Below are 24,233 nucleotides of genomic sequence, written 5' to 3'. Positions count from 1 at the left end.
ATTGTGAGATAGTGGGTTTGTCGTTCTGCTGGCGTGGCTTGTTTGAGATGGTACTTATGTAATGGATAGAGAGCTACATGTTTCACAAACTGGACATCATGCTCACCCGCTCACAATTACACCATTTCCTGCACTGCCGCCGCAAATTGCCTACCCCGGTCCTCATAGTTCTTAAAGAGGTCGAAGGAGGCGCAGGCGGGTGAAAGCAACACTACGTCGCCGGGGCGGGCCAGGGTGGCGGCACGCTCCACGGCATCGGTCATGCTTTGGGTCTCGACGAGGTAGGGCACCACGCCGGTGAAGGCAGTGCGTAGCTTTTCGTTGTCTGCCCCCAGGCAAATGAGCGCCTTCACGCGTTCCTGCGCCAGGGGCAGCAACGAGGTGTAATCGTTGCCCTTATCGGTGCCCCCCGCAATCCAGATGATGGGTTTGGTAATGCCATCCAGGGCGTACCAGGCGGCTTCCACATTGGTGGCTTTGGAGTCGTTGATGAAGGTAGCGCCGTTGATTTCGCCCACGGGTTGCAGGCGATGGTCAGCGTTGCGGAAAGTAGCCAGAGCACTTTCTATCTGCTCTTTCCCTACCCCCGCCACGCGGGCGCAGAGCACAGCTGCCAGGATGTTCTGGCGGTTGTGCTTCCCAATCAGCGGCGAGTTGGCAGTGCTGATTTCCTCAGTTTCGCTATAAAAACCGGGCAATAAATCTAGGCGTAACAGGCTTTCTTCTTCGTAGTAGCCCGCCAAGTGAAAATCGGGGCGGTGGTGCAGGCTGAACGGTAGCTGTCGCACCGGCCGAAAGGCCCCCTTAAAGTTGCGCTGGATGTTCTCGTCGTCGGCGTTGTAGATGAAATAGCCGTTGCTGTCCTGCCGGCGCATGATGCGCAGCTTGGACTCGGCGTATTTTTCCATCGAGTAGTCATAGCGGTCGAGGTGGTCGGGCGTGATGTTGAGCAGCACCGACACCCAAGGCTGAAAATCGTGTGTGTCGTCGAGCTGGAAGCTACTTAGCTCCACCACGTAGTAGTCGTGCTGATCGTCGATTACCTGCTCGGCCAGGGAGTAACCTACGTTTCCGGCCAGGCCTACCTTCAGGCCAGCCTCTTTCAGCAGGTGGTAGGTGAGCAGGGTGGTAGTGGTTTTGCCGTTGGTGCCCGTGATGCAGATGCACTTCGCTTTGGTATAGCGCCCAGCTAGTTCAATCTCGGAGATAATAGGCGTATTCTGTGCCCGCAATGCCTGCACGATGGGGGCCTTTTCCGGAATACCAGGGCTTTTTACTACCTCATCGGCAGCCAGAATTCGGGCTTCAGTGTGCTGATTTTCCTCAAATTCGATACCAGCCGCCGTCAGCTTTTCCTTGTAACGTGGTTGAATCGGGCTTTTGTCGGATACAAATACGGTGTGGCCTTTAGCGTGCGCTAACAGCGCCGCCCCTACCCCACTTTCCGCAGCTCCTAAAATGACGATGTTCATGCGTTATTCTGTTGAGGTTTATCGCGAAGATTGTGCCCTGCGAGAAACCTGTCATTAGCGTAGTTTCAGCGTTACCAGCGTCAAGACGGCCAGCATAATGCCCACAATCCAGAACCGCGACACGATTTTGGATTCGTGGTAGCCCAGTTTCTGGTAGTGGTGGTGCAGCGGCGACATGCGCAGCAGGCGCCTCCCCTCGCCGTACTTTTTGCGGGTGTATTTGAAGTAGCTCACCTGTACAATCACCGACAGGTTTTCAATCAAAAACACCCCACACAGTACGGGAATCAGCAACTCCTTACGGATGATGAGGGCCAGCACTGCAATGATGCCGCCAATGGCCAGCGAGCCAGTGTCGCCCATGAACACCTGCGCGGGGTAGGAGTTGTACCACAGAAAGCCCACGCACGCCCCCACAAATGCAGTACAGAAAATAACCAGCTCTCCGGAATTCGGGATATACATAATATCCAGATAGTCAGCCAGTACTGAGTTACCACTCACAAAAGCGAAGATGGCAATGGTAGTCCCGATGATGGCCGAAGTACCCGCCGCCAGCCCATCGAGGCCGTCGGTGATGTTGGCGCCGTTGCTCACGGCCGTGATGATGACGATGACGATGGGAATGTAGAGAAAGGCGTAGAGACCATTGAAATACGGCCCAGCGTAGCTGAACAGATTGCCATAGTTCAGCTCGTTGTTTTTAGCGAAGGGGATGGTAGTAATCATCAGCTTCACATCCTGGTATACCTGGCTGGCGTCTACGGCCGAGAGCTGGCCATCGGGCAGCAGGTACTGGCGCACGGTCACGTCGTTGGAGAAGAACAGCACCCAGCCCACCGTGATGCCCAGCCCTACCTGACCCAGCACCTTGAAGCGGCCTGCTAGGCCTTCCTTATCCTTCTTTACTACCTTAATATAGTCGTCGAGGAAGCCAATCAGCCCTAGCCACACCGTGCTCAACAGCATCAGAATGATGTAAATATTATCGAGGCGGGCGAATAGCAGCACCGGCACCAAGATGGCTAGCAGAATAATCAGACCGCCCATAGTAGGCGTGCCTTTCTTCTCCATTTGCCCCTGCAACCCTAGGTCGCGGATGCCTTCGCCAATCTGGCGGCGCTGCAACACGCGAATGAGACGCCCCCCAAATACCTGGGCAATCAGCAGGGAAGTGATAACGGCCATGGCCGCCCGAAATGTGGTGTATTGGAATACCCCCGCGCCCGGTAGGTGATAGGTTTTGTATAAATACGTGAAGAGGTGGTAGAGCATGAGCGCAGGAAATCAGCAAAAAAGGACAGTTGAAGGTCTTTCAAACTGCAAATGTTCAGCTTTTTGACGAGGCGTCAGGTATTGCGTTTGTTCGGAATTTGATTAGTGCTGGTCACGGTCCACGGGCCAGCTAGGGCATCGTGGTAGGTGGTGTGCACGGCGCGCAGCTGCTGCACTAAGGCATCGGCCCGAATCAGCGTAGTCGACAGCGCTGGACTAACGAAGCGAGGCGACGTGTCATTTTTCTCGGTTTGCTTCATCCACAGCGTGGGGGTAGCAGGACGGCTTGGGTTCTTCTTCATTTTGCCAACAGCTCAAACATCTCACGCAGCACTTGCTTGTCGTCGAAAGGCGTACGCACTCCCTTAATTTCCTGGTAGGTTTCGTGGCCTTTGCCCGCTACCAGCACAATATCACCGGGTTGGGCCAGCGCCACGGCCGTTTTAATGGCCTCGCGCCGGTCGGCAATGGTCAGCACCTTTCCCATATCGGCTGGCGCTACGCCGGCCTGCATCTGGTGCAAAATATCGTTGGGGTCTTCGAAACGCGGATTATCGGCGGTTAAGATTACACGCTCGGAGCCCTGGCAGGCCAATTTAGCCATAATCGGGCGCTTGGCCGCGTCGCGGTTGCCACCGCAGCCTACCACCGTAATCACTTGCTGCCGCGGCTGGCGGATGTCGGCAATGGTATCAAGCACGTTTTCCAGCGCGTCGGGCGTGTGGGCATAGTCCACGATGCCGGTCACACGCGTCTGCGCCGACACTACTGGCTCAAACCGCCCCGGCGCCGACAGCAAGCCGGAGAGAATGGTCAGCACCGCATCAGCGTCTTCGCCCAACAGCGTGGCCGCGCCATACACGGCCAGCAGATTGTAGGCGTTGAACACGCCGATAAGGCGAAACTGCACCTCACGGCCGTCTACCTCCAAGTGCAAGCCGTGCACAGCATTTTCGAGCAGCTTGCCCCGAAACGTGCCTACCCCCCGCAGCCCATACGACTCACGCCGGGCCACGGTGTTTTGCAGCATCACCGGGCCGCGCTTGTCGTCGGCGTTGGTGAGGGCGAAAGCGGTTTTAGGGAGTTTATCGAAGAAGCCTTTCTTGGCCTTGAGGTAGGCGTCGAAGGTGCCGTGGTAGTCGAGGTGGTCGTGGGTGAGATTGGTGAAGATACCGCCCGCGAAGTGCAGGCCCGTAATGCGGTGCTGCACCACAGCGTGCGAACTGACTTCCATAAACACGTAGGCGCAGCCGGCCCGCGCCATGCGCGCCAGCAGCTCGTTCAACCGGATGGCGTCGGGCGTGGTGTGCGTGGCCGGAATCACCTCCTCGTCAATCTGGTTCTGCACCGTGCTCAGCAGGCCCACGTGGTAGCCCAACTCCCGGAACAGCTTGTGCAGCAGGGTAGCGCAGGTCGTTTTGCCGTTGGTGCCGGTTACGCCCACTAAGCGCAGTTTTTGCGACGGATGGTCGTAGAAGGTGGCTGCCATCAGAGCCATGGCGGCGGCACTGTCGGGCACCAGCACGTAGCTCACGGCATCGGCTTGCTCGTCGGGTAGGGTTTCGCACACCACCACAGCAGCGCCTTGCTCCACGGCTTTCGGAATGAACTGGTGGCCATCGGCCGCCACCCCGCGCAGGGCAAAGAACACCATGCCCGGCCCAGCCTTACGCGAGTCGAGGGTAAGGCCTTGCACCTCTACCTCGGTAGGGCCCTGTTGGTCGAGTACCGGAATGCCGGTGAGCAGCGCAGAAAGAGAATGTGTTGTCAAGAGAAGAAACGACGCGGCAGGCGCCGGTTAAGCTTTGGGTTTGGTTTCGGGGCGGCGGGGCGTTTGCTGCGTGATGGACGACGGCGCCGACCGTTTTTTGGTTGGCTCGGCGGGGTAGGTCACGGCCGGCTTAGGTTCGCTGGCCACCGAGGGTAGCAGCACCGGCACCATCTGGCGGCCAATGGGCGCCAGTTCCAGTACTACGGTAGTACCCCGTTTCAGGGCGCTACCCGCAGCCAGCGACTGGCGTTGCACACGGCCCGTACCTACGGTTTTCACGCGCAGCCCCCGGTTTTCCAGCAAAAATAGGGCATCTCGCAGTGTCATGCCCTGCACGTTGGGCACATGGTCGCGCGACACAGGCTGGGCCACCACGGCCAGCTTGGCCGAGTCGCGGGCTGGCGTCACACGCACCCAGTCCTCGGCTACCGCCTGCGGCGCGTCCATGCTGATGGAGAGTTTCTCGCATACCAGTTGCAGCTCATCCTGCATGCCAGCGCGCACGTAAGGTACCCGTGAGCGGGGGCCGCTACCTCGTGCCAGCAAGGGCCGCTGGCTGGCCGCATCGCGGGCCATGGCCTTGTCGGCTACCTCCCGAAACACTGGCGCGGCCACCGTGCCACCGTAGATGCGGCCGCGGCGAGGCGAGTCAATCACCACAATGCAGCTATACTTGGGCTTGTCGGCGGGGAAATAGCCGCAGAAGCTGGTGGAGTACATGCGGGTATAGTGGCCGTTCTTGAATTTCCAGGCGGTGCCGGTTTTACCAGCAATGCTATAATCATCGGTTTTGATGCCGCGGGCCGAGCCGTTCAGCACTACCCCCTTCAGCATAGATTGCAACTTGGCAACCGTTTTTTCCGAACAGATGCGGGGGTTCAGCACCCGCGCATCGAAGCTCTCTAGCACCTTATCGGCCTGCTTGATTTCCTTTACAATGATGGGCTCAATTTTCACGCCGTCGTTGGCAATGGCGTTGTAGAACGCCAGCGTTTGCAACGGGGCCAGCTTCAGCTCATAGCCGATGCTCATGGTAGAGAGCGAGGTGCGGCTCCAGCTCCGGTCGTTGGGGTCCTTCACATAAGGCCGTGCCTCGCCCGCCATCTGGAAGCCTAGCGGCTTGTCCAGCCCGAAGCTCTTGAGATGGTCGGTATACTTCTCAGGGTTAGCCGAGAAATGGTCGTTGATGAGCTTGGCTACCCCAATGTTCGACGACTGCTCAATGGCCTTCTGAATGGTCACGCGGCCGTTGGGGTGGGTGTCGGTTTTGATGGCGCCGGCAATCTTCATAGAGCCCGAGGTGCCGGTGTTCACGGTGTCGGTCAGCTCAATGTCGGGGTCGTCCTCAAACAAGGCCATCATGGAAGCCAACTTGAAAGTAGAGCCCGGCTCGGTGCGGCCCTGGTCGGCAATGGCGTAGTTATAATTCTCGGTATACACGCCTTCGCCAATCTTGCCCAGGTTGGCAATGGCCTTGATTTCGCCGGTTTTCACTTCCATCAGCACCACGCAACCATATTGCGCATCGTTGTCTACCAACGACTTATACAGTGCATTTTCGGCTACGTCCTGCAAGTTGATATCGAGGGTAGTCCTGATATCGTAGCCAGCTTGGGCCTTCACCTCCGAGCCATCGTAGATAGGCTTGTTGCCACCGGGTAGGCGCTCGAACAAAGCCTCGCCGTCTTTGCCAGCTAGGCTGCGGTTGTAGGTAAACTCTAGACCCGCGCCGTTTTTGTCTTCGTTCAGGAAGCCAATAGTGCGCTGGGCCAGTCCGCCAAACGGCCGAAAACGCTTGTCGACCTTCTCGAAAATAACCCCGCCCTTGTTCTTACCTAGCCGGAAAATCGGCCACGTAGCCAGCTGTTTTTTCTCCTGAAAATTGATCTGCCGCGAGTTCAACCGAATATAGCGCACCACAGGCGAGGCGTTGCGGGCGTTCTTGAGCTTGCGGGCATATTCCTGCGCCGACTTATCCCCAAAAAAGCGCGAAAGCAGCAGCCCCAACGAATCGGCCTTGGCGCGCAGCACATCTTTGTCGACCACGCTTGGGTCCCAGGCTACCCGGTAGAAGGGTAGCGAGGTAGCCATAATGCTCTTGCCGTCACCGGCCAAAATGGTGCCCCGCGTGGCAAATACCGGCTGGTATACCACCCGGCGCTCCTGCTCCAGCGCCCGCCACTTGGCCCCCTCCTCTTCCGACTGAATCCGCGACACCTTCCAGACAATGGCTGCCGAGAATAGGCAAACTCCCAGAAAGGCCAGGCGAACCCGCGTAACTATGGCTTTTTTTACGTTTCCCTTCATTTCTTCTTCGCAGGTTTAGTGCGCGCTTTTGGGGCTTCAATCATGCGCGGCGCACGGACAGGCGCAGCCACCGAGTCAGGTGGCAGTGCCCCGGCCTCTTCCTCGGCGGCTAGGCGGGCCAACGAGTCAGCCACGGCCCGCGCCGCCATGGAGTCGGCTGTGATAACAGGTAGGCGGTCCAGTTGAGCTTCGTCCAAGCGGCCGGCGGGCACCTTGATGCGGAACGGCGGCGAGGAGCTTTCCACCAGCCCATAGGCCGCTACTTTGCGGGCTACCTCGCTTTGTTTGCTGGCCTCCATGTAGTCCGAGGAAAGCGTTGTAAAGTCGGCGCGCAAGTCCTCAGTTTCCAGTTTCAGCTTCTGAATATTGCGGTTCATCCGCGTGGCATAGTGCGTATTGCCGATGTAGAGCAACGTTAGGAACATCACGAACAGCAAATGCGGCAGGTAGCGCACCGGCAGCCCCTCGCGGAACAGCCCATCCATGCGCATGATGCGGTCAACCACCGTAAATACACTCCAGGTGCTAGGGGGCCGCCGCGGGGCGCGGTAGGGCTCCGGCTCTTCCTTTGGCTCCGGCTCGGGTACGTGGGTAGGCTCGGGTACTACCTCCGGCACAGGCATGGGCGCTGCCACCTCGCGCGGCACATTGGCGCGGGGTGGAGTTTTTTGCGGTGGTCTGACGGTATTAACGGCCATGTTTTTAATTAATAATTAAGAATTAGAAATTAATAATGGATACATGAGCATTTATTAGCTGGCGCTGATAATTCAATTAGCAAATATTTCATAGTTGACATTAACAGATAATTCTTCATTACTAATTATTGATTTTTAATTCCGCTATGCGAAGTTTCGCGCTTCGGGCGCGGCTGTTTTCGGCAATTTCGGCGGCGGTGGCTTCTACGGGTTTGCGCGTGAGCACGGTGAAGGGCTGGTGCGTGTTGCCGAACAAATCTTTTTCTACTTCGCCGAAAAACTTGCCTTTAGCGAGGTAGTTTTTCACTAGCCGGTCTTCCAGGGAGTGGTAGCTCATCACCACTAGGCGGCCGCCGGGGCGTAGCACTTGCGCCGTTTGCAGCAGCATTTCCTGCAGGGCTTCCATTTCCTCGTTCACCTCAATGCGCAAGGCCTGGAACACTTGCGCTAGGTACTTATTCTCTTTCCCGCGGGGCGTGCAGGGTGCAATGGCTTTCTTTAGCTCCGCGATGGTGGTGATGGCCCTACCCCGACGGGCAGCTACTACAGTGGCAGCTAGAGTGCGAGCATTCGTTACCTCGCCGTACATCCCGAAAATACGGTGTAGCTCAGCCTCGGAGTAGTCCTGCACAATATCGGTAGCGCTTTGGGCGGCTTCGGGGTCCATGCGCATATCCAACGGCCCGTCGAAGCGGGTAGAGAAGCCGCGCTCCGGCGTGTCGAACTGGTGCGACGACACCCCCAAGTCAGCTAATATTCCATCGACGGGTAGGGCGCCGTGGCGGGCTAGCTCGGCGTGCAGGTCGCGGAAGTTGGCGCGAATGAAGGTGAACTGCGGCCGGGACAGGCGGGCGGCTTCGGCCTCAGCATCAGCGTCCTGGTCGAAGCTGTAGAGGTGGCCGGTGGTGAGATGCTCCAAGATGCGCGCCGAATGCCCGCCTCCGCCAAAAGTTACGTCTACGTAGCGACCATCGGGACGCAGGTCGAGGGCGTCGAGGCACTCGCGTAGCATCACGGGGCGGTGGTAGGCGGTATCGTTGGGGTAGGAAGTGCTCATGCAGCAAGCGGATTGGAAGAGGCCGCGTCGGGGGTGGTCAGGAATTTTTGGGCCAGTTTGGAGAAGCTCTGCTGGTCTTTGATGAGGAAGTTGTCGTAGCGCTCAGGGTCCCAGATTTCGCACCGGTTGCCGATGCCCACAATGATTGCCTCCTTCTCGATGCCGGCGTAGCGCAGCATGGTGCGCGGCAGCATAAACCGGCCGATGCTATCCAGCTCTACCTCTGTCATGCCCCGCAAAAAATTGCGCTGAAACTGACGGTATTCCTCATTGAACTCGTCCAGCGCCATCACCTTCTCGTGAATCACGCGCCACGCCGACCGCGGGTAGAGCACCAGGCACGGCTCGAAGCCGCGCACTAGGATCAGCTGGTTGCCGGTTTCCTCTGGCAAACTACCCTTCACCTTGGCCGGCAGCACCAGACGCCCTTTCGGGTCCAGCTTGCATTCGTATTCGCCGGAGAGAAGGTTCATGGCATTGCCTGGCATCGTTTCAGGGATACTAGCAAAAGTACGGATTGCCTGGGAAAAGCCCACCACGATTTACCATTTTCTACCACTCCACTGAAAGCGCGTTTTCAGGGTATTTAAGCGGTTTTGCACTTCTATTACCGTAAAAAGCAAAGCGGCGCTACCAAGTGGTAGCGCCGCTTTGTCAAAATGGCAGACGTTTATCGTTCCGAGCGAATCCGTGGTCCAGACATTACTTCGTGCGCCACAGGCGCCACCAGGGTAGGTAGGGCTGGTCGTGGTGCTCGTAGTGGTAGCCGAAAAAGTAACAGCTCACGAAAGCCCACGCATGGTGCCGCAACTGCGTGCGCGACTTGTGCGGGTTGTCGGGGGCGTGCTCGCCCCGGTGCGGCAGGTAGGTCCCAAAAAAGAACAATTGCAGGGTAGCCAGCACGGCCGGTATCATCCAAAACGCAATGACGTTTTCCTGCGGAAACCAGATTTTCAGCATATTATAGGTGGCGGCCATTAGCACTACCTGCCACCAAGTCACGTAGTTCCAGGCGAAGCGAACGAACCAGAACAGGAAGTTGGGATGCTCGCCGTCGTGGTAGTCGGGGTCGTCGGGGGTAGCTACGTGGCGGTGGTGCTGGTGGTGCTTAGGCAGCATCCCGGGGAACCAGTTGTAGGCAAACAGCAGCGCCGCTACGGTGCCAATGGCGTTGTTCAGGCGCGGGTTGGGGCTCACCACACCGTGCATCGCATCGTGGGCGGTGATGAACAGGCCGGTGTAGAGGTGCATCTGCACCAGAGCCAGCAGGTAGGGCCAGGGCGTGCGCCAATCGGGCTGGTAGTAGGCCAGCAGGTAGGTGAGTAGACCTGCCCACAACGTCATAATTAACAACGCAATGCCTACCCCCTTATACCCTACCGACGTAGGTTTCAGGCGTTTTTGCGTGGATAGAGTAGCAGTTGTTGACATAGGGATTTCGCAGGGATACGCGAAAGTAACACAGGATGAGACCGCGTACGTTCAGAAAGTCACTCAGTCACTCTGCCGCTCAGTCACTGCCTAGAGTCGCAGCAGCGTGTCGCGCACCTTTTCCATCAGCCACATAGGCGTGCTGGTGGCGCCACAAATACCGATGGACTGCCCCGGCCGGAACCACTCGGTTTGCAACTCCTCCACCTTCGACACGAAGTGCGTGTTGGGGTTGGTTTCGAGGCACACATGGTAGAGCACCTTGCCGTTGGAGCTTTTGGTGCCCGATACGAAAATCACCTGGTCGAACTGGGCAGCAAACCGGCGCAGATCTTTGTCGCGGTTGCTAACTTGGCGGCAAATCGTGTCGTTAGCGTTTACGGTGTGGCCCCGCTGCTCCAGCTCGCCCTTGATGCGGTAGAAGCTGTCGGTGCTCTTGGTGGTCTGGCTGTAGAGCGTGATGTTGTCGGGCAGTTCGTGACGCAGCAGCTCGTCGAGGTTCTCGAACACCACCGCTTCGCCGCCAGTCTGGCCCAGCAAGCCGCGCACCTCGGCGTGGCCATGCTTGCCGTAGATGAAGATCTTATCCTTTTTGTCGAAGCTGGCCTTGATGCGGTTTTGCAGCTTTAGCACCACCGGGCACGAGGCATCAATCAGCGTCAGGTTGTTTTCCAGCGCCATCTGGTAGGTAGCGGGTGGCTCGCCGTGGGCCCGAATGAGCACGGCCTCGCTACGTAGGGTAGCAAAGGTATCGTAGTCGATGATGCGCAGGCCACGCTGGCGCAGACGTTCTACTTCTTCGTCGTTGTGTACGATGTCGCCTAGGCAATACAGGTAGCCTTGCTCATCCAGCAAGTCCTCGGCCATCTGAATAGCATAGATGACGCCGAAGCAAAAGCCGGAATTGGGGTCGATACGGACGCTCAGGTGGTGCGGCATAGCTTTCGGAATAACCGCAAAAACCGGCATAAGGTTACAGTGCGGGGGAGTATCCGGGAAAAGATACGCAAACTCATCCTTTCGGGCTGCAAAACCCGCGCATTTTCAGCACTATAAGCGGCCGAATACCCGGCGTCCCTCAAAGGACTTAATTACACTTTCCTCCACCGGACTGGCCCGAATAATCTCGTTCTCCTGCCAGAATTTGGCGTTATAGGGCCGCCCCTGTAACATTTGCAAGTCATCGGCGCTGTGCTTCACTCGGCTGTAGGCCTGGCTGGGTAGGCGGCCAGTGTATTGATATAATAGCAGATAGGCCGATATCAACGACTGCACGGGCGGACGGTTACCGGTTTGCACTGTTACGGCCAGCTCACCCCGCGTGCTGGCCAGACGCGTGAGCGAATCAGCCACCGGCGCAAAATCCGATACCAGCCGCAATGAATCTGATAACGGCTGAAAACCCTTCGTAAATGCCAGCATAGAACCTACTCGCAGGTGTAGTTCCTGGCGGCGCAGGGCAGCTGTCTGACGGTCGAGGTAGAGCGTGCCAGCGGGAGCGGGCTTGTCTATCCCCGGTCGTGGCTGGAAATCGATGACAGCGGTTTCGCGGCCGTTTTCAGTCTGTATCTCGCGTAGCGTGAAGGTGAACCGCTTGGCTGCATCCGAAGCCAGTGGCAGGTACAGACTACCCCGTTTGGGGTGCTGGGTGAAGGTAGGCAGCCGCATCAGGGTAGAGAAGTTTTTCATGTGAAATGGCCCTGCCACGGCCGCGTAACGCGACTCGCCCAGCTCCCACCCTACTATCTTCTGCGGTGTCAGCTCTACATCATAAAACGCGTCCGACAGTTCGTCGTAGGTGCCGTTGGTGCGGGTTTTCTGGCGGTAGAAAGCCTTGCCGTAATACGTATCTTTTTCGTGACGAACCAGTTGGGCGTAGGCGCGCTGCACCAGGTCTTCGGCCACGCGCTGAGGATTGCGCACTACCACCTCCGGCAGCTGTACCGTGCTGGCGGGCAGGATGATAGTGAGAGGCGCAGCCGAAGTAGCCATTACTTCTGTGCGGGCGTACCCAATGCTGAGTGCCACCAGCCGTTGCGGCAGGGCGGGCACGGTCAGGCTGAATTCCCCTACCTCGTTGGTAGCAGTACCCGCCGCGCCATCGGGCAGGGCCACGCTGGCATAAGGAATAGGGTGATGCTCGGTGTCTTCTACTCGCCCCGTCAGGCGAATACTTTGGCCAAAAGCCGTTAGGCTACTCAGTAAGAGACACCCTACCAGTACTACGTTGTGCATCATGCTAACAAGGGTAGAAATACAAAGCAGCCTAAACAAAAGAAGCTCCAAACAGGAGCTTCAGGACAAATTATAATATGGGGCAACGCTATAAGGAGGTTAGGCGCTGGGCGTCGGGACCAGATACGTGGCCGCGTTCTACCATAAAATCGCGCACCAGAGCAAAGGATTCGTTGTCCATACCGGACTCGGGGTGCTGCAAGAGCGTGCGTACCAGAAACTGCCGGTCATCATCTACGTGCTGGCTGAGGCCCAGGAAGGCGGGCAGGTTGCTTTCCACGCTCAGGCGCAGGAACCGAATTTCGGCGTTGTCATCGTCGCGGCGCACGGCTTCGTCAAACAGCTTAGCGGCCTGCTGTACGTAGGTGAGCTTGTTGAACATGGAAGCGTCGCGGGCCCGGATGGCCTCGGCGGCAGCTTTGTAGGCCAATACCACAGCATCGTGCTGGGTGTAGGCAGCCATTAATTGGTGAAACTTCTCACCACCTTCTTTGCTTGCAGCGGCTTGCTGATACTGGCGGCGCAGGTTGGCAACGGAGTAGGGATTGGCGTCGGACACGAGACTGGAGAGAATGAAGAACAGGGTAAGACAGAACGGCAGCAGAACCTTCACGCAGTACGAGTTTGTTGGCTAAATGGCCCGGAGGCGATAACGAAAGTACGAACCTAGCAGCAAAAGCATTTTAGTGTTGTTGGGCACACGCACTCGTTCACCCAAAATATGTGCCGCCGACAGCTTCCGAATTTTATAAAAAAGCTTCAAATAATACACGTAGGCCAAGTATACGCCCAGCCGTGCCGCTCGCGGCAGCTGCACGATGCCGGCGTAGCCAGCCTCGAAATCGGCCAGAATATCGTCCTCTATTTGGCGCTTCACCTGGTCGTCGAACCTCTCGTACTGCACGCCTGGGAAATACACACGGCCACGGTCTTTGTAGTCGGAGCGAATGTCGCGCAGGAAGTTCACCTTCTGAAACGCCGAGCCCAGCCGTCGCGCCGGTTCGCGTAGGCGCTCAAACAGCGCCTTATCCCCCTCGCAGAAAATGCGCAGACACATTAGCCCTACCACCTCTGCCGAGCCGTAGATGTACTCTTGGTACAAGGACTGGTTGTAGCTCTGGTCTTCCAAGTCCATCTCCATGCTGCGCAGAAACGCATCAATAAACTCCTGGTCGATGCCGTAGCGATGTACCATCAGTTGGAACGCGTGTAGCACGGGATTCAGGCTCAGCCGCTCACGCAGGGCTTCGTCAGTTTGGCGCTTGAAATCCTGAAACAGTGCGGCTTTATCGTGGCTATGGAAGGTGTCCACGATTTCGTCGGCCCAGCGCACAAACCCATACACCGCGTACACGGGCAGGTGAAAGCGCTTGTCGAGCGTCCGGATGCCCAGCGTAAACGAGGTACTGTAGCGCGTGGTAATCAGCTTGCTACACGCCAGCGTGGTTTCATCAAAAAGGGCAACGTGGTCCACGGGGTAATTGAAAATTAAAATTTATGAATTAGAAAGTAGAACGTCATTTCGAACGGAGTGAGAAAGCTCGCGTGCTCCCGCTAATTCCTGACGATTGAGCTTACCATTGCACGCGAGCTTTCTCACTCCGTTCGAAATAACGTTCTACCCTACCCCGCCGAAGTCCTTTTCAATTTCCCTAGCTACTACCTGGCCTGAGATGAGCGAAGGCGGCACGCCAGGGCCAGGCACGGTGAGTTGGCCCGTAAAATACAAATTGCTGACTTTCTTGCTTTTCAGCGCGGGTTTCAGGATGGCCGTCTGGCTTAGCGTGTTGGCCAGGCCATAGGCGTTGCCCTTATAGCTGTTGTAGTCCTGGATGAAGTCGCGGTGGGCGTAGCTGCGGCGGAACACCACCGCGTCGCGGATGCTTTGGCCGCAGTGTTTCTCCAAGCGTTCCATGATGAGGTGGTAGTACCGCTCGCGGGTTTCCTCGGTGTCGTCGAGGTTGGGGGCCACTGGAATCAGCAGGAACAGGTTTTCGCTACCCTCCGGCGCCACGCTGGAGTCGGTTTGCGACGGGGCCGAGGCGTAGAACAACGGGCGGGTAGGCCACTGGGGCTGCTCGTAAATCTCGTGCGCGTGCCGCCCAAAGTCCTCATCGAAGAACAGATTGTGATGGCGTAGCTTGTCGAGACGCTTGTTCACCCCGATGTAGAACAGCAGCGACGAGGGCGCCAGCGTGCGCTTGTTCCAGTACCGCTCAGTGTAGTTGCGGTGGTCGAAAGCCAGTAGGTGCTGCTCGGCGTGGTGGTAGTCGGCACCGGCTACTACCACATCGGCCGGCCGGAAGCCGGTGGCGGTGCGTACGCCCGTGGTACTGCCGTTTTCCACCACAATTTCCTCCACGGCCTGGCTGTATTCAAACTGTACGCCCAGTTCCTGGGCCAATTGCACCATGCCTTCCACAATCTTGTGCATGCCGCCCATGGGGTACCACGTGCCCAGCGCGAGGTCGGCGTAGTTCATGAGGGAGTACAGCGCGGGCGTGTTTTGCGGGGTAGCCCCCAGGAACAGCACCGGAAACTCCACCAGCTCTAACAGGCGCGGGTCTTTGAAGAACTTGCGCACGTGCTTATGCATGCTTTGCAGCAAATCGAGGCGCAGGGCATCTACTAGCAGGTGGGGCTTGGCAAACTCCAGCACCGAGCGGCCGGGCATGTGCACAAATTTGTGCATCCCTACCTCATATTTATAGGCAGCCTGCCGCAGAAACTCGTCTAGCCGCGCACCGCTGCCCGGCTCAAACCGCTCAAACAACGCCCGCAGCTCCTGCATGGCCGCCGGAATATCCACAGCCTCGCCTCCCCGAAATACCACCTGGTAGGACGGGTCCAGCCGCACCAACTCGTAGTAGTCCGCTACTTTTTTGCCGAAGCGGCCAAAATATTGCTCAAACACATCGGGCATCCAGTACCAACTGGGACCCATATCGAAGGTGAAGCCGGCAGACCGGAACTGGCGGGCGCGGCCGCCGGGGCCTTCGTTTTTTTCCAGCACCGTGACGCTATGGCCCTGTTGCGCCAGGGAAGTAGCGGCTGCCAGCCCGGCAAAACCGGCCCCAATTACAAGTACATTCATTATCGCAGATTGTGCAGATTGAGCGGATTTCGCAGATGCAGATACGCGTTGTTCCGCTCCGTCTCGCTATTCCGATACGGAAGCCCGGCCAACTCGTTCCGCCCTACCTTGTTCAGCTTGCAACAAACATACGGCCTACCCCCGCAATTTCGGCAACGCCCTATGGCCCGCCGCCCTACCCCACAATCTTCCCAAGGCTAAAGCACTAGGCTACCAACGAAATAGGTATGCACTCCGTCCGCATCAGCGCAATCTCATCAAGCTGCAATATCCGCAACAAAAAAACGGGCCGCGAACAACGTGACTTGCGTCAACACTGTTTGCGACCCGCTATACGCCCGGGGCAGTTGTACTCTCTCCCTATTCCCTACACGCCGGGAGCGTATACCTTTAATGCGTCCTTCAGTTCCTTCCGGGCAATGTGAATCCGGTTTTTAACCGTGCCAATGGGAATCTGAAGCTTCTCGGCTATTTCCAAATATTTGTAGCCGATGTAATACATCATAAACGGGGTGCGGTAATCGGCCGGGAGGTTGCCGATAGCCTCATTGATATCCGTTACTACGAAATCCGAGCTGGCGCCGTTGTGCGTAATGTAGTTTTCGTCGGTGTTGAAATACTGAAAATACTCTGTGCTGTCAATATTGCTATTGCGCTTGGTAATCTTGTTGTAGTTGTTAATGAAGGTGTTGCGCATGATGGTGTACAACCATGCCTTCAGGTTGGTGCCCGCCTTGAACTTGTCCTTGTTCAGCAGCGCTTTTAGCAAAGTTTCTTGTACAAGATCTTTCGCATCGTCAGCGTCGCGGGTCAGGTTCATCGCCACGGGCTTTAGAGAGTAAGAAATCTTCTGTACTTGGTTGGTGAATTCCAAAGAGGTCATACTGTTTAGCTTTTCGTGGCAAAAAGTTAAACAAAGATACGGGAGAAATTAAAAGTTGTGCACAATTGATCAAAAATAATTTTGATTATTTCCAAACAACGCGCCTAACGGCATAGTAGGCGTACGAAGCTGTTGATTTTCAGATCGTCATCTGAACCCTTAAAAAGCGAAGGCCCTTCTTCTGCTGCCAGAAAAAGGGCCTATATGCAATCTGAGGGACGAAAAACGCCTTGTTAAAAAATTATGACTTCTGCGTAGCGCACTCAGTCAGCGGGCTTAGCTCAAGACTTCCGTAGGCTCTGGGTGTAAAGTCAGGGAGTTAGCCAAAGCCAGGAAATCGGTCATCAGGCGGAGTTGTACCGCGTTGCCGGGTAGTTGCAGGCACTCGCGCTGCACCAGCGGGCCATACAAAAACAAGGGCGTGTGCGGACTGATACGAGCCAACTCCTCTATGAAACCCTGTACCTGGTCGCGCTCCGGCACCGATGTGAGCACCGTGCACAAGGCGTAGGGCTGATAAGCCTCACACACTGCTGCCAGCTCTTTCACGGGCAGGTTTTGGCCCAGATATAACACGTGGTGCTGCCGCGCCCGCAGTGCGTAGCTCATAAAAAGCAAGCCCAACTCGTGCAGCTCGCCCTGCGGCAAAAACAGCACCCAGCGCCGGGCCTCTGTCGGCGGCACGTAGGGTAGGGCATCTATAGCGGCCACCATTTTCTGCCGTATCAGGTTGGCTACCAGATGTTCCTGCGCCGGGTTGATAGTGCCTACCTGCCACATAATCCCTACCCGTCGCAGAAACGGATACAGGATATGAAGCATGGCTTCTTCGAAACCCAAGTGGTCGAGAGCGGCGGTTATTTGCAGTTGCAGTTGGGGCTCGTCCATGGCCACGGCAGCGGCCAGCAGGGCATTTACCTGCGGCACATGATCCTGGCCTTCTTCGCCGCACTGCATCACGGCCTGACATAACTCCTGCTCCGACAGCTGGGCCACGCGCGAAATGCGGTGCCCGCGGTTGCACAGGGTAGCCACGTTCAACAGGCGGCGTAAGTCGCTCTCGCAGTACGTACGGATGTTGGTAGAGGTGCGCACCGGCCGCAGGATACCGTAGCGCTGCTCCCACATCCGAATGGTGTGTGCTTTTATTCCGGAGAGATTCTCCAGGTCGCTGATTGAAAACTTTCCCACGGCTGTTTTTAATTAATAATTACGAATTAATAATTATTAATTTTTCTCTATTCTTTTATTGGCTTTACAACGCATTAACCTTGCACATCAGCAAAGGTTTTAATTAATAATCATTCATTATTAATTGTCTTTTTCCGCTGGCGCGCCATCTCCAAATATTTAGGCGATACCCACAGTAAACCAAATTCCACGGAGCCGTCGCGGCCAGTGGTTTTGTGGTGCATTTTGTGGGCCATATTCAGGGCCCGCAGGTAGGTGTTTTGTGATTTGCGCCAGAACCGCAGGCGGCCATGAATCAGTACATCGTGCACGAAAAAATAGACAGTACCGTAGGCCGCAATGCCTACCCCTACCCAAAACCACCAACGCTGGCCATTGTCGCCGGTGATGATGAGCGCAGCCGACAGGCCACCGTACAGCAGAAAGAACAGATCGTTGTGTTCGAAGGGGCGCGGACTAGGCCGCACGTGGTGCGAGCGGTGCAAAAACCACAGAGGACCGTGTTGCACGAATTTGTGCATGAACCACGCCCAAAATTCCATTCCCAGAAAAGTAGCCGTCGTTACGGCCACGGCTGCCAGCGTTGTCATGAGGTGGTAACTTGCTTTTGGGTTAATTGTTTCGACCCTGATTTTTAAGAAAAAGCGAAACTCCTTTTTCACTCCCTACCTCTATGCGAAACCTATATAAGCCCAAAGACAGTCTCGCACGGAGTTAGAAGAGTGAAAAAAGTTAAAATAACAGGGTAGCGGAGGAATGAATACTGGGCTCAGTATGGCAGTGTAAAACTAGAAATTAAAAATTCACACACCGAAAGCCTCCTTAATTCTCCCAGTTTATTTTCTCCCGATTTAAAAAAGCAGCAATGCCTCGGCGGCAATCCAGAGAGCTGCGGGCTTCGGCATTGAGCTGCGCCACGTAGCGCAGGCTGTCTTCCAGCGGCATTTCGGGGAGTCGGGCCAGCATTTCTTTGGTTACTTCCATGCTTTGCGCCGAGTTTTCGACGCACAGGCGACGGGCAAACTGCTGCACCTGCTCGTCTAGTTCCACTGCTGAGGTCAGGAAGTTGACCAACCCAAACTCCTGCGCCCGCGGGGCGGAAATCACGTCGCCTGTCAGCAGCAGTTGCTTGGCGCGGCTCTCGCCTACCTTGCGCAGTAAAAAGACGCTCACAATGGCTGGCAGAAAACCTATTTTTACCTCGGTGTAGCCAAGCTTGGCTTCGGGCACAGCAAACGCAAAGTCGCAGACGGTTACCAAGCCACAGCCACCGGCCAGCGCGTGGCCCTGCACCTGTGCAATGACTACTTTGTTGAGGGTATAGATCTGGTGGAACAGCTGCATGAGGTGGGTGCTGTCGGCCAGATTATCCGTGTAGCCGAAGCCTTGCAACTCCTGAATGTAGGCTAGGTCGGCACCGGCGCAGAACACGTTGCCTGCGGCCCGCAGCACAATCACTTTGCAGTTTTCGTCTTCCTCGGCGGTATCAAAAGCCAGCTTTAGCTCGGTTACCATTTCGGCGCTGAGGGCGTTGCGCTTTTCGGGACGGTTTAGGGTGATATAGCCAATGGCATCGTGGCACTCATACTGAATATAGCGCAGGGCTTCCAGCTCCTCGATAAGCATATTGTCCATGGTCGGCGGGGCTAAACAGTGAACGAGCGGCCGACGACCTGGTACATAACAGGTTCGACTGCTCCGTGATACGCAGGGCAGTAAAACCAAACGTAACGAAAAGGAGGCAACAGTGAAACTATATAGCGCAAGTCATATAGCCTGGGTTGCGCTGCTGCTTGCCCCTACCCTTTAGCGAAGCCGCACCGTGTAGGCCCCTTGGGCCGTGACATCGTGCGGCCGAAAACCCGCAGCCCGCAGCACCGAATCCTGCCGCGCCACGTACCACGACCGGCACGACGAATCGAACACTACCTGCGCCTGCCGGCCAAACACAGCAGCCAGCACCTCAGGCGACACGTGGGCATTGCGCCGCAGCACAACCACGTTTACCGGCTGTGGCTGGGTAGCGCTGCTCAACTTGCCCGACACAAAGGCCAAGCGCACGCCACGCCACACGCTGACCACCAGATTTTTATCGGCCTTTACAGCCGGCACCGGTGCCCCACGCCAGCCGAGGTGGTAGGCCACCCGCCGGGCTTCGCGCTGAATGATGCCAGGCACGATGCGGTAGGTACGCTCGGTTTCGGTGAGGGGTAGGGAATCGAGAGTGACGATGGTGGCCGCGGCGCCCTGCCAGAAGCCCACCGCCGAGCGGCGCGGAATGCTGTAGATGATCAGGCGCTCATCGGGGGCGAGCTGGTGGGCCGCCCACACGCAGTTGCTGGCAAACACGCCCAGTAAGGCGCAGGCAAGACCCAGCCAGGCCAGTCGGCGCGCCGCAAAAAAGACGAGTAGGGCCAGAATCACCGCAAAAATCAGCCAGGCTTGCAGTGCCGTGATGTGGATGCCTGCAATAAGGGCGCCGGGTAGGACGCGGCCAATCCAGAAGATATACTCGTTGAAAAACCAGATCATCCCCTCAAACAAGGCGGCTACAGCCCGCGGCGCCCATTCCAGCGCTGGCGCGGCGGCGGGTAGGGCCAGCGCCAGCAAGCTAGTTAGCCCCTTCACTACCAGCAGCACAATGCCTACATACACCGCGCCCGAAGAGACGGGCACCGCAATCAGATTTGACAGCAGAAAGCTGAGCGGGAATTGATGGAAATAAAACAACCCCAGCGGAAACGTAGCCACTTGCGCCGCCAATGATAGAGCCGTAGCCTGCCAGGTGGCGTTAAGCAGCCAGCCGGCCCCTCGCCACGCCTTTTGCTGCCATTGCGGCTGCCAGGGACGCAGGTGGCCCAAGGCCCAATCGCGCAGATCAAGCCAGCCCGCAATGCGCGGCTGCAAATACACGATGCTGAGCACCGCCAAGAATGACAACTGAAACCCCACATCTACCAGCAGGTAGGGATTGTAGCAGAGTAGCACAAAGGCCGCCAGCGCCAGCGTGTTGTACATACTGCTCTGCCGGTCCAAGGCCCGCGCCAGAATGATGAAAGAGAACATGACGGCCGCCCGCAGCACCGACGCCGACAAGCCCGTCAGAAAAGCGTAGCTCCAGATAACGGCCAAGCCCAGCAACGCCGTCACCAGCCGAAAAAGCGGCCCGCGCCTGCCCGGCACCAGCGTCAGGAGCCACGACACGGCTCCAAACAGCAGCCCTACCTGCAAGCCCGACACGGCCATGATGTGCGTGGTGCCCGTGTTGGCGTAGGCTTGTTGGGTTTGCTGATCTACGTCGTCTTTGATGCCCAGCACCAGCGCCGCCGCCAGGGCATATTCGCGCTTGCGGTGCACGTATTGCTTGAATACACCCTCGATGACGCGAGCGGCGCGCAGGCTCACGGCCACCAACTCATTAGGCGGTGCCACGCCTGTTTTCAGGTATTGATCGGGGTGCACAAACTGCTGATGGTACACCTGATGGTAGGCCAGGTAGCGGCGGTAGTCAAACTCGCCGGGGTTGAGCGGGGCCTTGCTGGGTGCGGGTGCCCCGCGCACCAGCCACACGTCGCCGTAGCGCGGCAGGGCCACGTCCCTACCCTGCTCCGTGCGCGGAACCGACACCCGGATGCCACCCGTAGCGGGCCGCCACTGCCCCGCCACCCGCACCGCCTGTACGCGCACGGTGGTAGCATAGGTAACGGGCCGCACCACAGCAGGCTCATCCACCACAGCCCGGTAAAACTCAATGTGGTTGCCGAAGCGGTAGAGGTGGTCGGTGCGGCGCGACTCGGTGGCGTGCTGCGTGAGTGTGAGGCCAGCCACGTACAGGACCACCAACGCCAACAAACCTGCTGCATCGGTAGGGCCAGGGGTAGGCTGGCGAGCTGCCCAAAGTTGAAACGAGATGTAGCTGAAAATCAGCGTCAATAACATCCATTGCAACTCTGGCAGTACAGCGCCTACATACAAGTACGTGAGAATACCAGCCGCCAACGCCAGCGTTAGGCGTACAAAGGCAACAGGAGCCCAATGCAACATATAACACTCAGGATAAGAAGAATAGAAAATCGATTACATAAGCCGACAGGACTCTAGCTGATTGTATAAAAAATATGCCATTCAAAAGCAGCGAGGAATCTGAGACAGCAGCAACGGCTGCGGCCTCAGATTCCTCGCTGCTTTTTGCACAAAATGCTCGGAAGGATACGCGGGGTTATTTCCGCAATTCCATCTTGTAGTGCTCGATATCGCACTCCGAGAACTGCTCACCTACCTTCTCAAACCCGTGCCGCTCGTAGAAGCGCACGGCCGGCAGCTGGGAGTGTAGGTAGACGGTGGCGTCGGGATGGGCTGCCTGCACATCGTGCAACACGGCGCGGAGCAAGGCCGCACCAGCTTCCTGGTTGCGGTAGCTGGCCAGCACGGCAAACCGCTCCAGCTTCACGCCCTTATCGGTGGGGCGCCAGCGGGCGGCGCCGCAGGGCGTGCCATCGGCCGATGTGACCAGATAGTGGGTAGCGTCGGAACGGTCGTGTTCGTCGTATTCGGCGTCTGGCGGCACACCCTGGCCCTGCACAAACACGATCTCGCGGATATGGAGGGCCGCGGCTATTTCTTCGGTGGTAGTGATTTGCTGAGCGGTCATAAGGAAGGTGGCGTTTAGCTGACTCAAATAGCTTCTTGGATAACAAAGAAAACTGAAAGCAAAGAAAAAGCAGCTTGCGACCTGCAAGCTGCTTTTCCTTGTGAAAAACACTACGTCTACCCGTTACTACAGCTGCTGCTCGTGGTTCACGGGTAGGTCCTGCATGCCGTCGTCCTCGGGGCGGGCGTCGGGGTGGCGGGCCGGGTCGGCGGTTTCGCGCACGAAGCGAGGCGCGCCGTTGCGGGGCGTATACTCGCGGGGTGGGCGGTTGGCCTGCTCGCGCTGCTGCTGCACGTCGAATTTGTCGTAGGCCTGCACGATTTCCTTCACCAGCTTGTGGCGCACCACATCGTCGGCACTCATCTCTACGAAACCGATGCCTTGCACCCCCTTCAGAATATCCAAAGCCTGCATCAGCCCCGATTTCTGCTTGGTGGGTAGGTCAATCTGGCTTCGGTCGCCGTTCACCATCACCTTCGCCGATGGTCCCATGCGGGTCAGGAACATCTTCAACTGCGAGGGCGTAGTGTTCTGAGCCTCATCCAGCAGTACGAAAGCGTTGTTGAGCGTGCGGCCACGCATGTAGGCCAGCGGTGCAATTTCGATGATCTTGTTTTCTTGGTAGAACTTCAGCTTTTCAGGCGCAATCATGTCCTCTAGGGCATCGTAAATCGGGCGCAGGTAGGGGTCCACCTTTTCCTTCATATCGCCGGGTAGGAAGCCCAGGCTTTCGCCAGCCTCCACCACAGGGCGCGAGATGATGATCTTTTTGACCTCTTTGTTTTTGAGCGCCCGCACTGCCAGCGCCACCGATACATAGGTTTTGCCCGTACCAGCCGGCCCCAGCGCAAAGGTCAGATCGTGCTTCATCACCGTGTCTACCAGCTTCTGCTGATTGGGCGTTTTGGCTTTGATCACGCCGCCTTTGGCCCCAAACACAATCACGTCGGCAATGGGCGCCGTGGCCATAATGCGCTCCTGCTGCTCGTCGTCTACGGCCCCAATATATTCACTCACCGTTCGGTCTGTAATCTGGCCGTATTGGTGGTAGTGCTCAATGAGTCCCGATAGGATTTCATTGATGCGGGTAATGACGGGCGTTTGGCCCTGAATCTTAATTTCATTGCCGCGGGAAATAATTTTACTACCTGGAAAGGCAGCCGCGAGTTGACGAATATTCTGGTTGTCGGCCCCCAGGAAATCAATCAGGGACACGTTTTCGAGCGTGATGACTTTCTCGACCAAATCAGGAATTTTTAGAGGGATGGGAATACATGAAAAGAAGTATCGGCTATCGGTTTCCACCGAAAAGGCCTACTTTTGCCGCCCCCGCAGGGGGTAAGCAATAGTACGAATAACTCAGGATTTCGGCATGGGGTTGATTACGTTTCTGTCTGACTTCGGCTACCGCGACCATTACGTGGCGGCCGTGAAGGCGCGGATGCTGCAACTTGCCCCCGCGCAGGCGGTGCTCGACATTAGCCACGCCATTGAACCCTTTAACATCGCGCACGCCGTTCACGTTCTCCAAGCGGTATTTCGTGACTTCCCGCTGGGCACGGTTCACCTCATTGGCGTCAACGATTTGGGTAGTGCGCAGCCCGCCTGGCACGCTGCCAGCTACGAGGGGCACTATTTTGTAGTGGCCGACAACGGTATTTTGTCACTGCTCACGGAGGGCCGCCCCGAGGAAGTAGTGCGTCTGCAAGCCGCTCAGCCTACCCCCTCCCCCACTCGCGACATCCTGACGCCGGCGGCCGTGCATCTGGCCCAGGGCGGCCAACTCACCGACCTTGGTCTGGAAACCGCTACGTTCCGCTCTTTGGTAAACCGGCAGCTGCGTTTGCAGGACCACCGCATTACGGGGCATGTGGTCCACATCGACCACTACGGCAACCTCATCACCGACATCACGCGCACGGCCGTGGATGCTGTGGGGCACGGCCGGGCCGGCACCATCCACTTTGCCCGCGAGACGGTGCGAGAGCTACACCTGCACTACCAAGCCGCTCCGCCCGGCGACGTAGCATGCATTTTCAACAGTCAGGATCAGCTCTGCATCGGTATCAACCAAGGCAATGCCGCCGAATTGCTAGGCCTCCATTTTGACTCACAAATAGAGGTTCATTTTCCCACAGAAGCTTCTGTTCCAGAGCTAAAAGCCTAAC

At 57.2% G+C, this 24,233-nt stretch carries 22 protein-coding genes; 1 reads left to right on the top strand and 21 read right to left on the bottom strand.

Annotated elements, in window-relative coordinates:
• Window positions 1-116 precede the first annotated feature (116 nt).
• The 21 genes from murD to J4D97_RS13520 form a co-directional block, all read right to left on the bottom strand.
• Window positions 117-1,472 carry a UDP-N-acetylmuramoyl-L-alanine--D-glutamate ligase gene (murD, locus tag J4D97_RS13620; RefSeq protein ID WP_208308032.1) on the bottom strand — a complete coding sequence of 452 codons (1,356 nt, stop codon included), beginning with the start codon at window positions 1,470-1,472 and terminating at the stop codon, window positions 117-119.
• Between the two features lie 54 nt (window positions 1,473-1,526).
• Window positions 1,527-2,747, bottom strand: a complete 1,221-nt coding sequence (mraY, locus tag J4D97_RS13615; protein WP_208308031.1) for a phospho-N-acetylmuramoyl-pentapeptide-transferase — start codon at window positions 2,745-2,747, stop codon at window positions 1,527-1,529.
• 74 nt (window positions 2,748-2,821) lie between these two features.
• Entirely contained in the window at window positions 2,822-3,049 is a 228-nt protein-coding gene (locus tag J4D97_RS13610) for a hypothetical protein (RefSeq protein ID WP_208308030.1), read from the bottom strand.
• Window positions 3,046-4,518, bottom strand: coding sequence for a UDP-N-acetylmuramoyl-L-alanyl-D-glutamate--2,6-diaminopimelate ligase (locus J4D97_RS13605; protein ID WP_208308029.1), 1,473 nt, complete (start codon window positions 4,516-4,518; stop codon window positions 3,046-3,048). The genes J4D97_RS13610 and J4D97_RS13605 overlap by 4 nt, the downstream gene beginning before the upstream one ends.
• A 27-nt stretch (window positions 4,519-4,545) precedes the next feature.
• On the bottom strand, window positions 4,546-6,825 hold the full coding sequence (locus J4D97_RS13600; RefSeq protein WP_208308028.1) for a penicillin-binding protein: 2,280 nt from the start codon (window positions 6,823-6,825) through the stop codon (window positions 4,546-4,548).
• Window positions 6,822-7,523: an FtsL-like putative cell division protein gene (locus J4D97_RS13595; RefSeq protein ID WP_208308027.1), complete on the bottom strand. Its 702-nt coding sequence runs from the start codon at window positions 7,521-7,523 to the stop codon at window positions 6,822-6,824. Before J4D97_RS13595 ends, J4D97_RS13600 begins: the two co-directional genes overlap by 4 nt.
• A gap of 121 nt (window positions 7,524-7,644) precedes the next feature.
• On the bottom strand, window positions 7,645-8,580 hold the full coding sequence (gene rsmH / locus J4D97_RS13590) for a 16S rRNA (cytosine(1402)-N(4))-methyltransferase RsmH (RefSeq protein ID WP_208308026.1): 936 nt from the start codon (window positions 8,578-8,580) through the stop codon (window positions 7,645-7,647).
• Window positions 8,577-9,053, bottom strand: coding sequence for a division/cell wall cluster transcriptional repressor MraZ (gene mraZ, locus J4D97_RS13585; RefSeq protein ID WP_208308025.1), 477 nt, complete (start codon window positions 9,051-9,053; stop codon window positions 8,577-8,579). Before mraZ ends, rsmH begins: the two co-directional genes overlap by 4 nt.
• Before the next feature lie 229 nt (window positions 9,054-9,282).
• Window positions 9,283-9,924, bottom strand: a complete 642-nt coding sequence (locus J4D97_RS13580; protein WP_432207212.1) for a fatty acid desaturase — start codon at window positions 9,922-9,924, stop codon at window positions 9,283-9,285.
• A gap of 177 nt (window positions 9,925-10,101) precedes the next feature.
• Window positions 10,102-10,980: a 4-hydroxy-3-methylbut-2-enyl diphosphate reductase gene (locus tag J4D97_RS13575; RefSeq protein ID WP_243900309.1), complete on the bottom strand. Its 879-nt coding sequence runs from the start codon at window positions 10,978-10,980 to the stop codon at window positions 10,102-10,104.
• A gap of 81 nt (window positions 10,981-11,061) precedes the next feature.
• Entirely contained in the window at window positions 11,062-12,249 is a 1,188-nt protein-coding gene (locus tag J4D97_RS13570; RefSeq protein WP_208308023.1) for a carboxypeptidase-like regulatory domain-containing protein, read from the bottom strand.
• Window positions 12,250-12,334: 85 nt separating this feature from the next.
• On the bottom strand, window positions 12,335-12,805 hold the full coding sequence (locus J4D97_RS13565) for a hypothetical protein (RefSeq protein ID WP_208308022.1): 471 nt from the start codon (window positions 12,803-12,805) through the stop codon (window positions 12,335-12,337).
• A gap of 72 nt (window positions 12,806-12,877) precedes the next feature.
• Window positions 12,878-13,720 carry a phytoene/squalene synthase family protein gene (locus J4D97_RS13560; RefSeq protein WP_208308021.1) on the bottom strand — a complete coding sequence of 281 codons (843 nt, stop codon included), beginning with the start codon at window positions 13,718-13,720 and terminating at the stop codon, window positions 12,878-12,880.
• Between the two features lie 144 nt (window positions 13,721-13,864).
• On the bottom strand, window positions 13,865-15,340 hold the full coding sequence (locus J4D97_RS13555) for a phytoene desaturase family protein (protein WP_208308020.1): 1,476 nt from the start codon (window positions 15,338-15,340) through the stop codon (window positions 13,865-13,867).
• Between the two features lie 367 nt (window positions 15,341-15,707).
• Window positions 15,708-16,223, bottom strand: a complete 516-nt coding sequence (locus J4D97_RS13550; protein WP_185282819.1) for a sigma-70 family RNA polymerase sigma factor — start codon at window positions 16,221-16,223, stop codon at window positions 15,708-15,710.
• A 276-nt stretch (window positions 16,224-16,499) separates the two neighbouring features.
• Window positions 16,500-17,414: a MerR family transcriptional regulator gene (locus J4D97_RS13545; RefSeq protein WP_208308019.1), complete on the bottom strand. Its 915-nt coding sequence runs from the start codon at window positions 17,412-17,414 to the stop codon at window positions 16,500-16,502.
• Window positions 17,415-17,524: 110 nt separating this feature from the next.
• Entirely contained in the window at window positions 17,525-18,004 is a 480-nt protein-coding gene (locus J4D97_RS13540; RefSeq protein WP_208308018.1) for a sterol desaturase family protein, read from the bottom strand.
• Window positions 18,005-18,236: 232 nt separating this feature from the next.
• Entirely contained in the window at window positions 18,237-19,040 is an 804-nt protein-coding gene (locus J4D97_RS13535; RefSeq protein WP_432207211.1) for an enoyl-CoA hydratase/isomerase family protein, read from the bottom strand.
• Window positions 19,041-19,220: 180 nt separating this feature from the next.
• A complete protein-coding gene (locus J4D97_RS13530; protein ID WP_208308016.1) occupies window positions 19,221-21,458 on the bottom strand; it encodes a ComEC/Rec2 family competence protein in 2,238 nt (745 codons plus the stop codon).
• 175 nt (window positions 21,459-21,633) lie between these two features.
• Window positions 21,634-22,065, bottom strand: a complete 432-nt coding sequence (locus J4D97_RS13525; protein ID WP_208308015.1) for a GNAT family N-acetyltransferase — start codon at window positions 22,063-22,065, stop codon at window positions 21,634-21,636.
• A 126-nt stretch (window positions 22,066-22,191) separates the two neighbouring features.
• Window positions 22,192-23,310 (bottom strand): PhoH family protein, encoded by a 1,119-nt coding sequence (locus tag J4D97_RS13520; RefSeq protein WP_208308014.1) that lies wholly within the window; start codon window positions 23,308-23,310, stop codon window positions 22,192-22,194.
• A gap of 127 nt (window positions 23,311-23,437) precedes the next feature.
• Here J4D97_RS13520 and J4D97_RS13515 point away from each other — a divergent pair, with 127 nt between their 5' ends.
• Complete coding sequence (locus J4D97_RS13515) at window positions 23,438-24,232, top strand: SAM hydrolase/SAM-dependent halogenase family protein (RefSeq protein ID WP_208308013.1); 795 nt, start codon at window positions 23,438-23,440, stop codon at window positions 24,230-24,232.
• The last annotated feature ends 1 nt before the right edge of the window (window position 24,233 follow it).

Source organism: Hymenobacter defluvii, assembly GCF_017589435.1.
GTDB classification, from domain to species: Bacteria; Bacteroidota; Bacteroidia; order Cytophagales; family Hymenobacteraceae; genus Hymenobacter; species Hymenobacter profundi.
The sequence above is the reverse complement of the archived record's forward strand: the minus strand, read 5'-3'. Positions and strand labels throughout refer to the sequence as shown.

Coding starts and splice junctions, on each gene's coding strand:
- J4D97_RS13575 (WP_243900309.1), bottom strand. CDS start 10,980: ATGCCGGTTTTTGCGGTTATTCCGAAAGCTATGCCGCACCACCTGAGC.
- J4D97_RS13540 (WP_208308018.1), bottom strand. CDS start 18,004: ATGACAACGCTGGCAGCCGTGGCCGTAACGACGGCTACTTTTCTGGGA.
- J4D97_RS13535 (WP_432207211.1), bottom strand. CDS start 19,040: ATGCTTATCGAGGAGCTGGAAGCCCTGCGCTATATTCAGTATGAGTGC.
- J4D97_RS13595 (WP_208308027.1), bottom strand. CDS start 7,523: ATGGCCGTTAATACCGTCAGACCACCGCAAAAAACTCCACCCCGCGCC.
- mraZ (WP_208308025.1), bottom strand. CDS start 9,053: ATGAACCTTCTCTCCGGCGAATACGAATGCAAGCTGGACCCGAAAGGG.
- J4D97_RS13530 (WP_208308016.1), bottom strand. CDS start 21,458: ATGTTGCATTGGGCTCCTGTTGCCTTTGTACGCCTAACGCTGGCGTTG.
- J4D97_RS13550 (WP_185282819.1), bottom strand. CDS start 16,223: ATGACCTCTTTGGAATTCACCAACCAAGTACAGAAGATTTCTTACTCT.
- J4D97_RS13600 (WP_208308028.1), bottom strand. CDS start 6,825: ATGAAGGGAAACGTAAAAAAAGCCATAGTTACGCGGGTTCGCCTGGCC.
- J4D97_RS13515 (WP_208308013.1), top strand. CDS start 23,438: ATGGGGTTGATTACGTTTCTGTCTGACTTCGGCTACCGCGACCATTAC.
- mraY (WP_208308031.1), bottom strand. CDS start 2,747: ATGCTCTACCACCTCTTCACGTATTTATACAAAACCTATCACCTACCG.
- J4D97_RS13525 (WP_208308015.1), bottom strand. CDS start 22,065: ATGACCGCTCAGCAAATCACTACCACCGAAGAAATAGCCGCGGCCCTC.
- J4D97_RS13555 (WP_208308020.1), bottom strand. CDS start 15,340: ATGAATGTACTTGTAATTGGGGCCGGTTTTGCCGGGCTGGCAGCCGCT.
- J4D97_RS13580 (WP_432207212.1), bottom strand. CDS start 9,924: ATGACGTTGTGGGCAGGTCTACTCACCTACCTGCTGGCCTACTACCAG.
- J4D97_RS13610 (WP_208308030.1), bottom strand. CDS start 3,049: ATGAAGAAGAACCCAAGCCGTCCTGCTACCCCCACGCTGTGGATGAAG.
- murD (WP_208308032.1), bottom strand. CDS start 1,472: ATGAACATCGTCATTTTAGGAGCTGCGGAAAGTGGGGTAGGGGCGGCG.
- rsmH (WP_208308026.1), bottom strand. CDS start 8,580: ATGAGCACTTCCTACCCCAACGATACCGCCTACCACCGCCCCGTGATG.
- J4D97_RS13570 (WP_208308023.1), bottom strand. CDS start 12,249: ATGATGCACAACGTAGTACTGGTAGGGTGTCTCTTACTGAGTAGCCTA.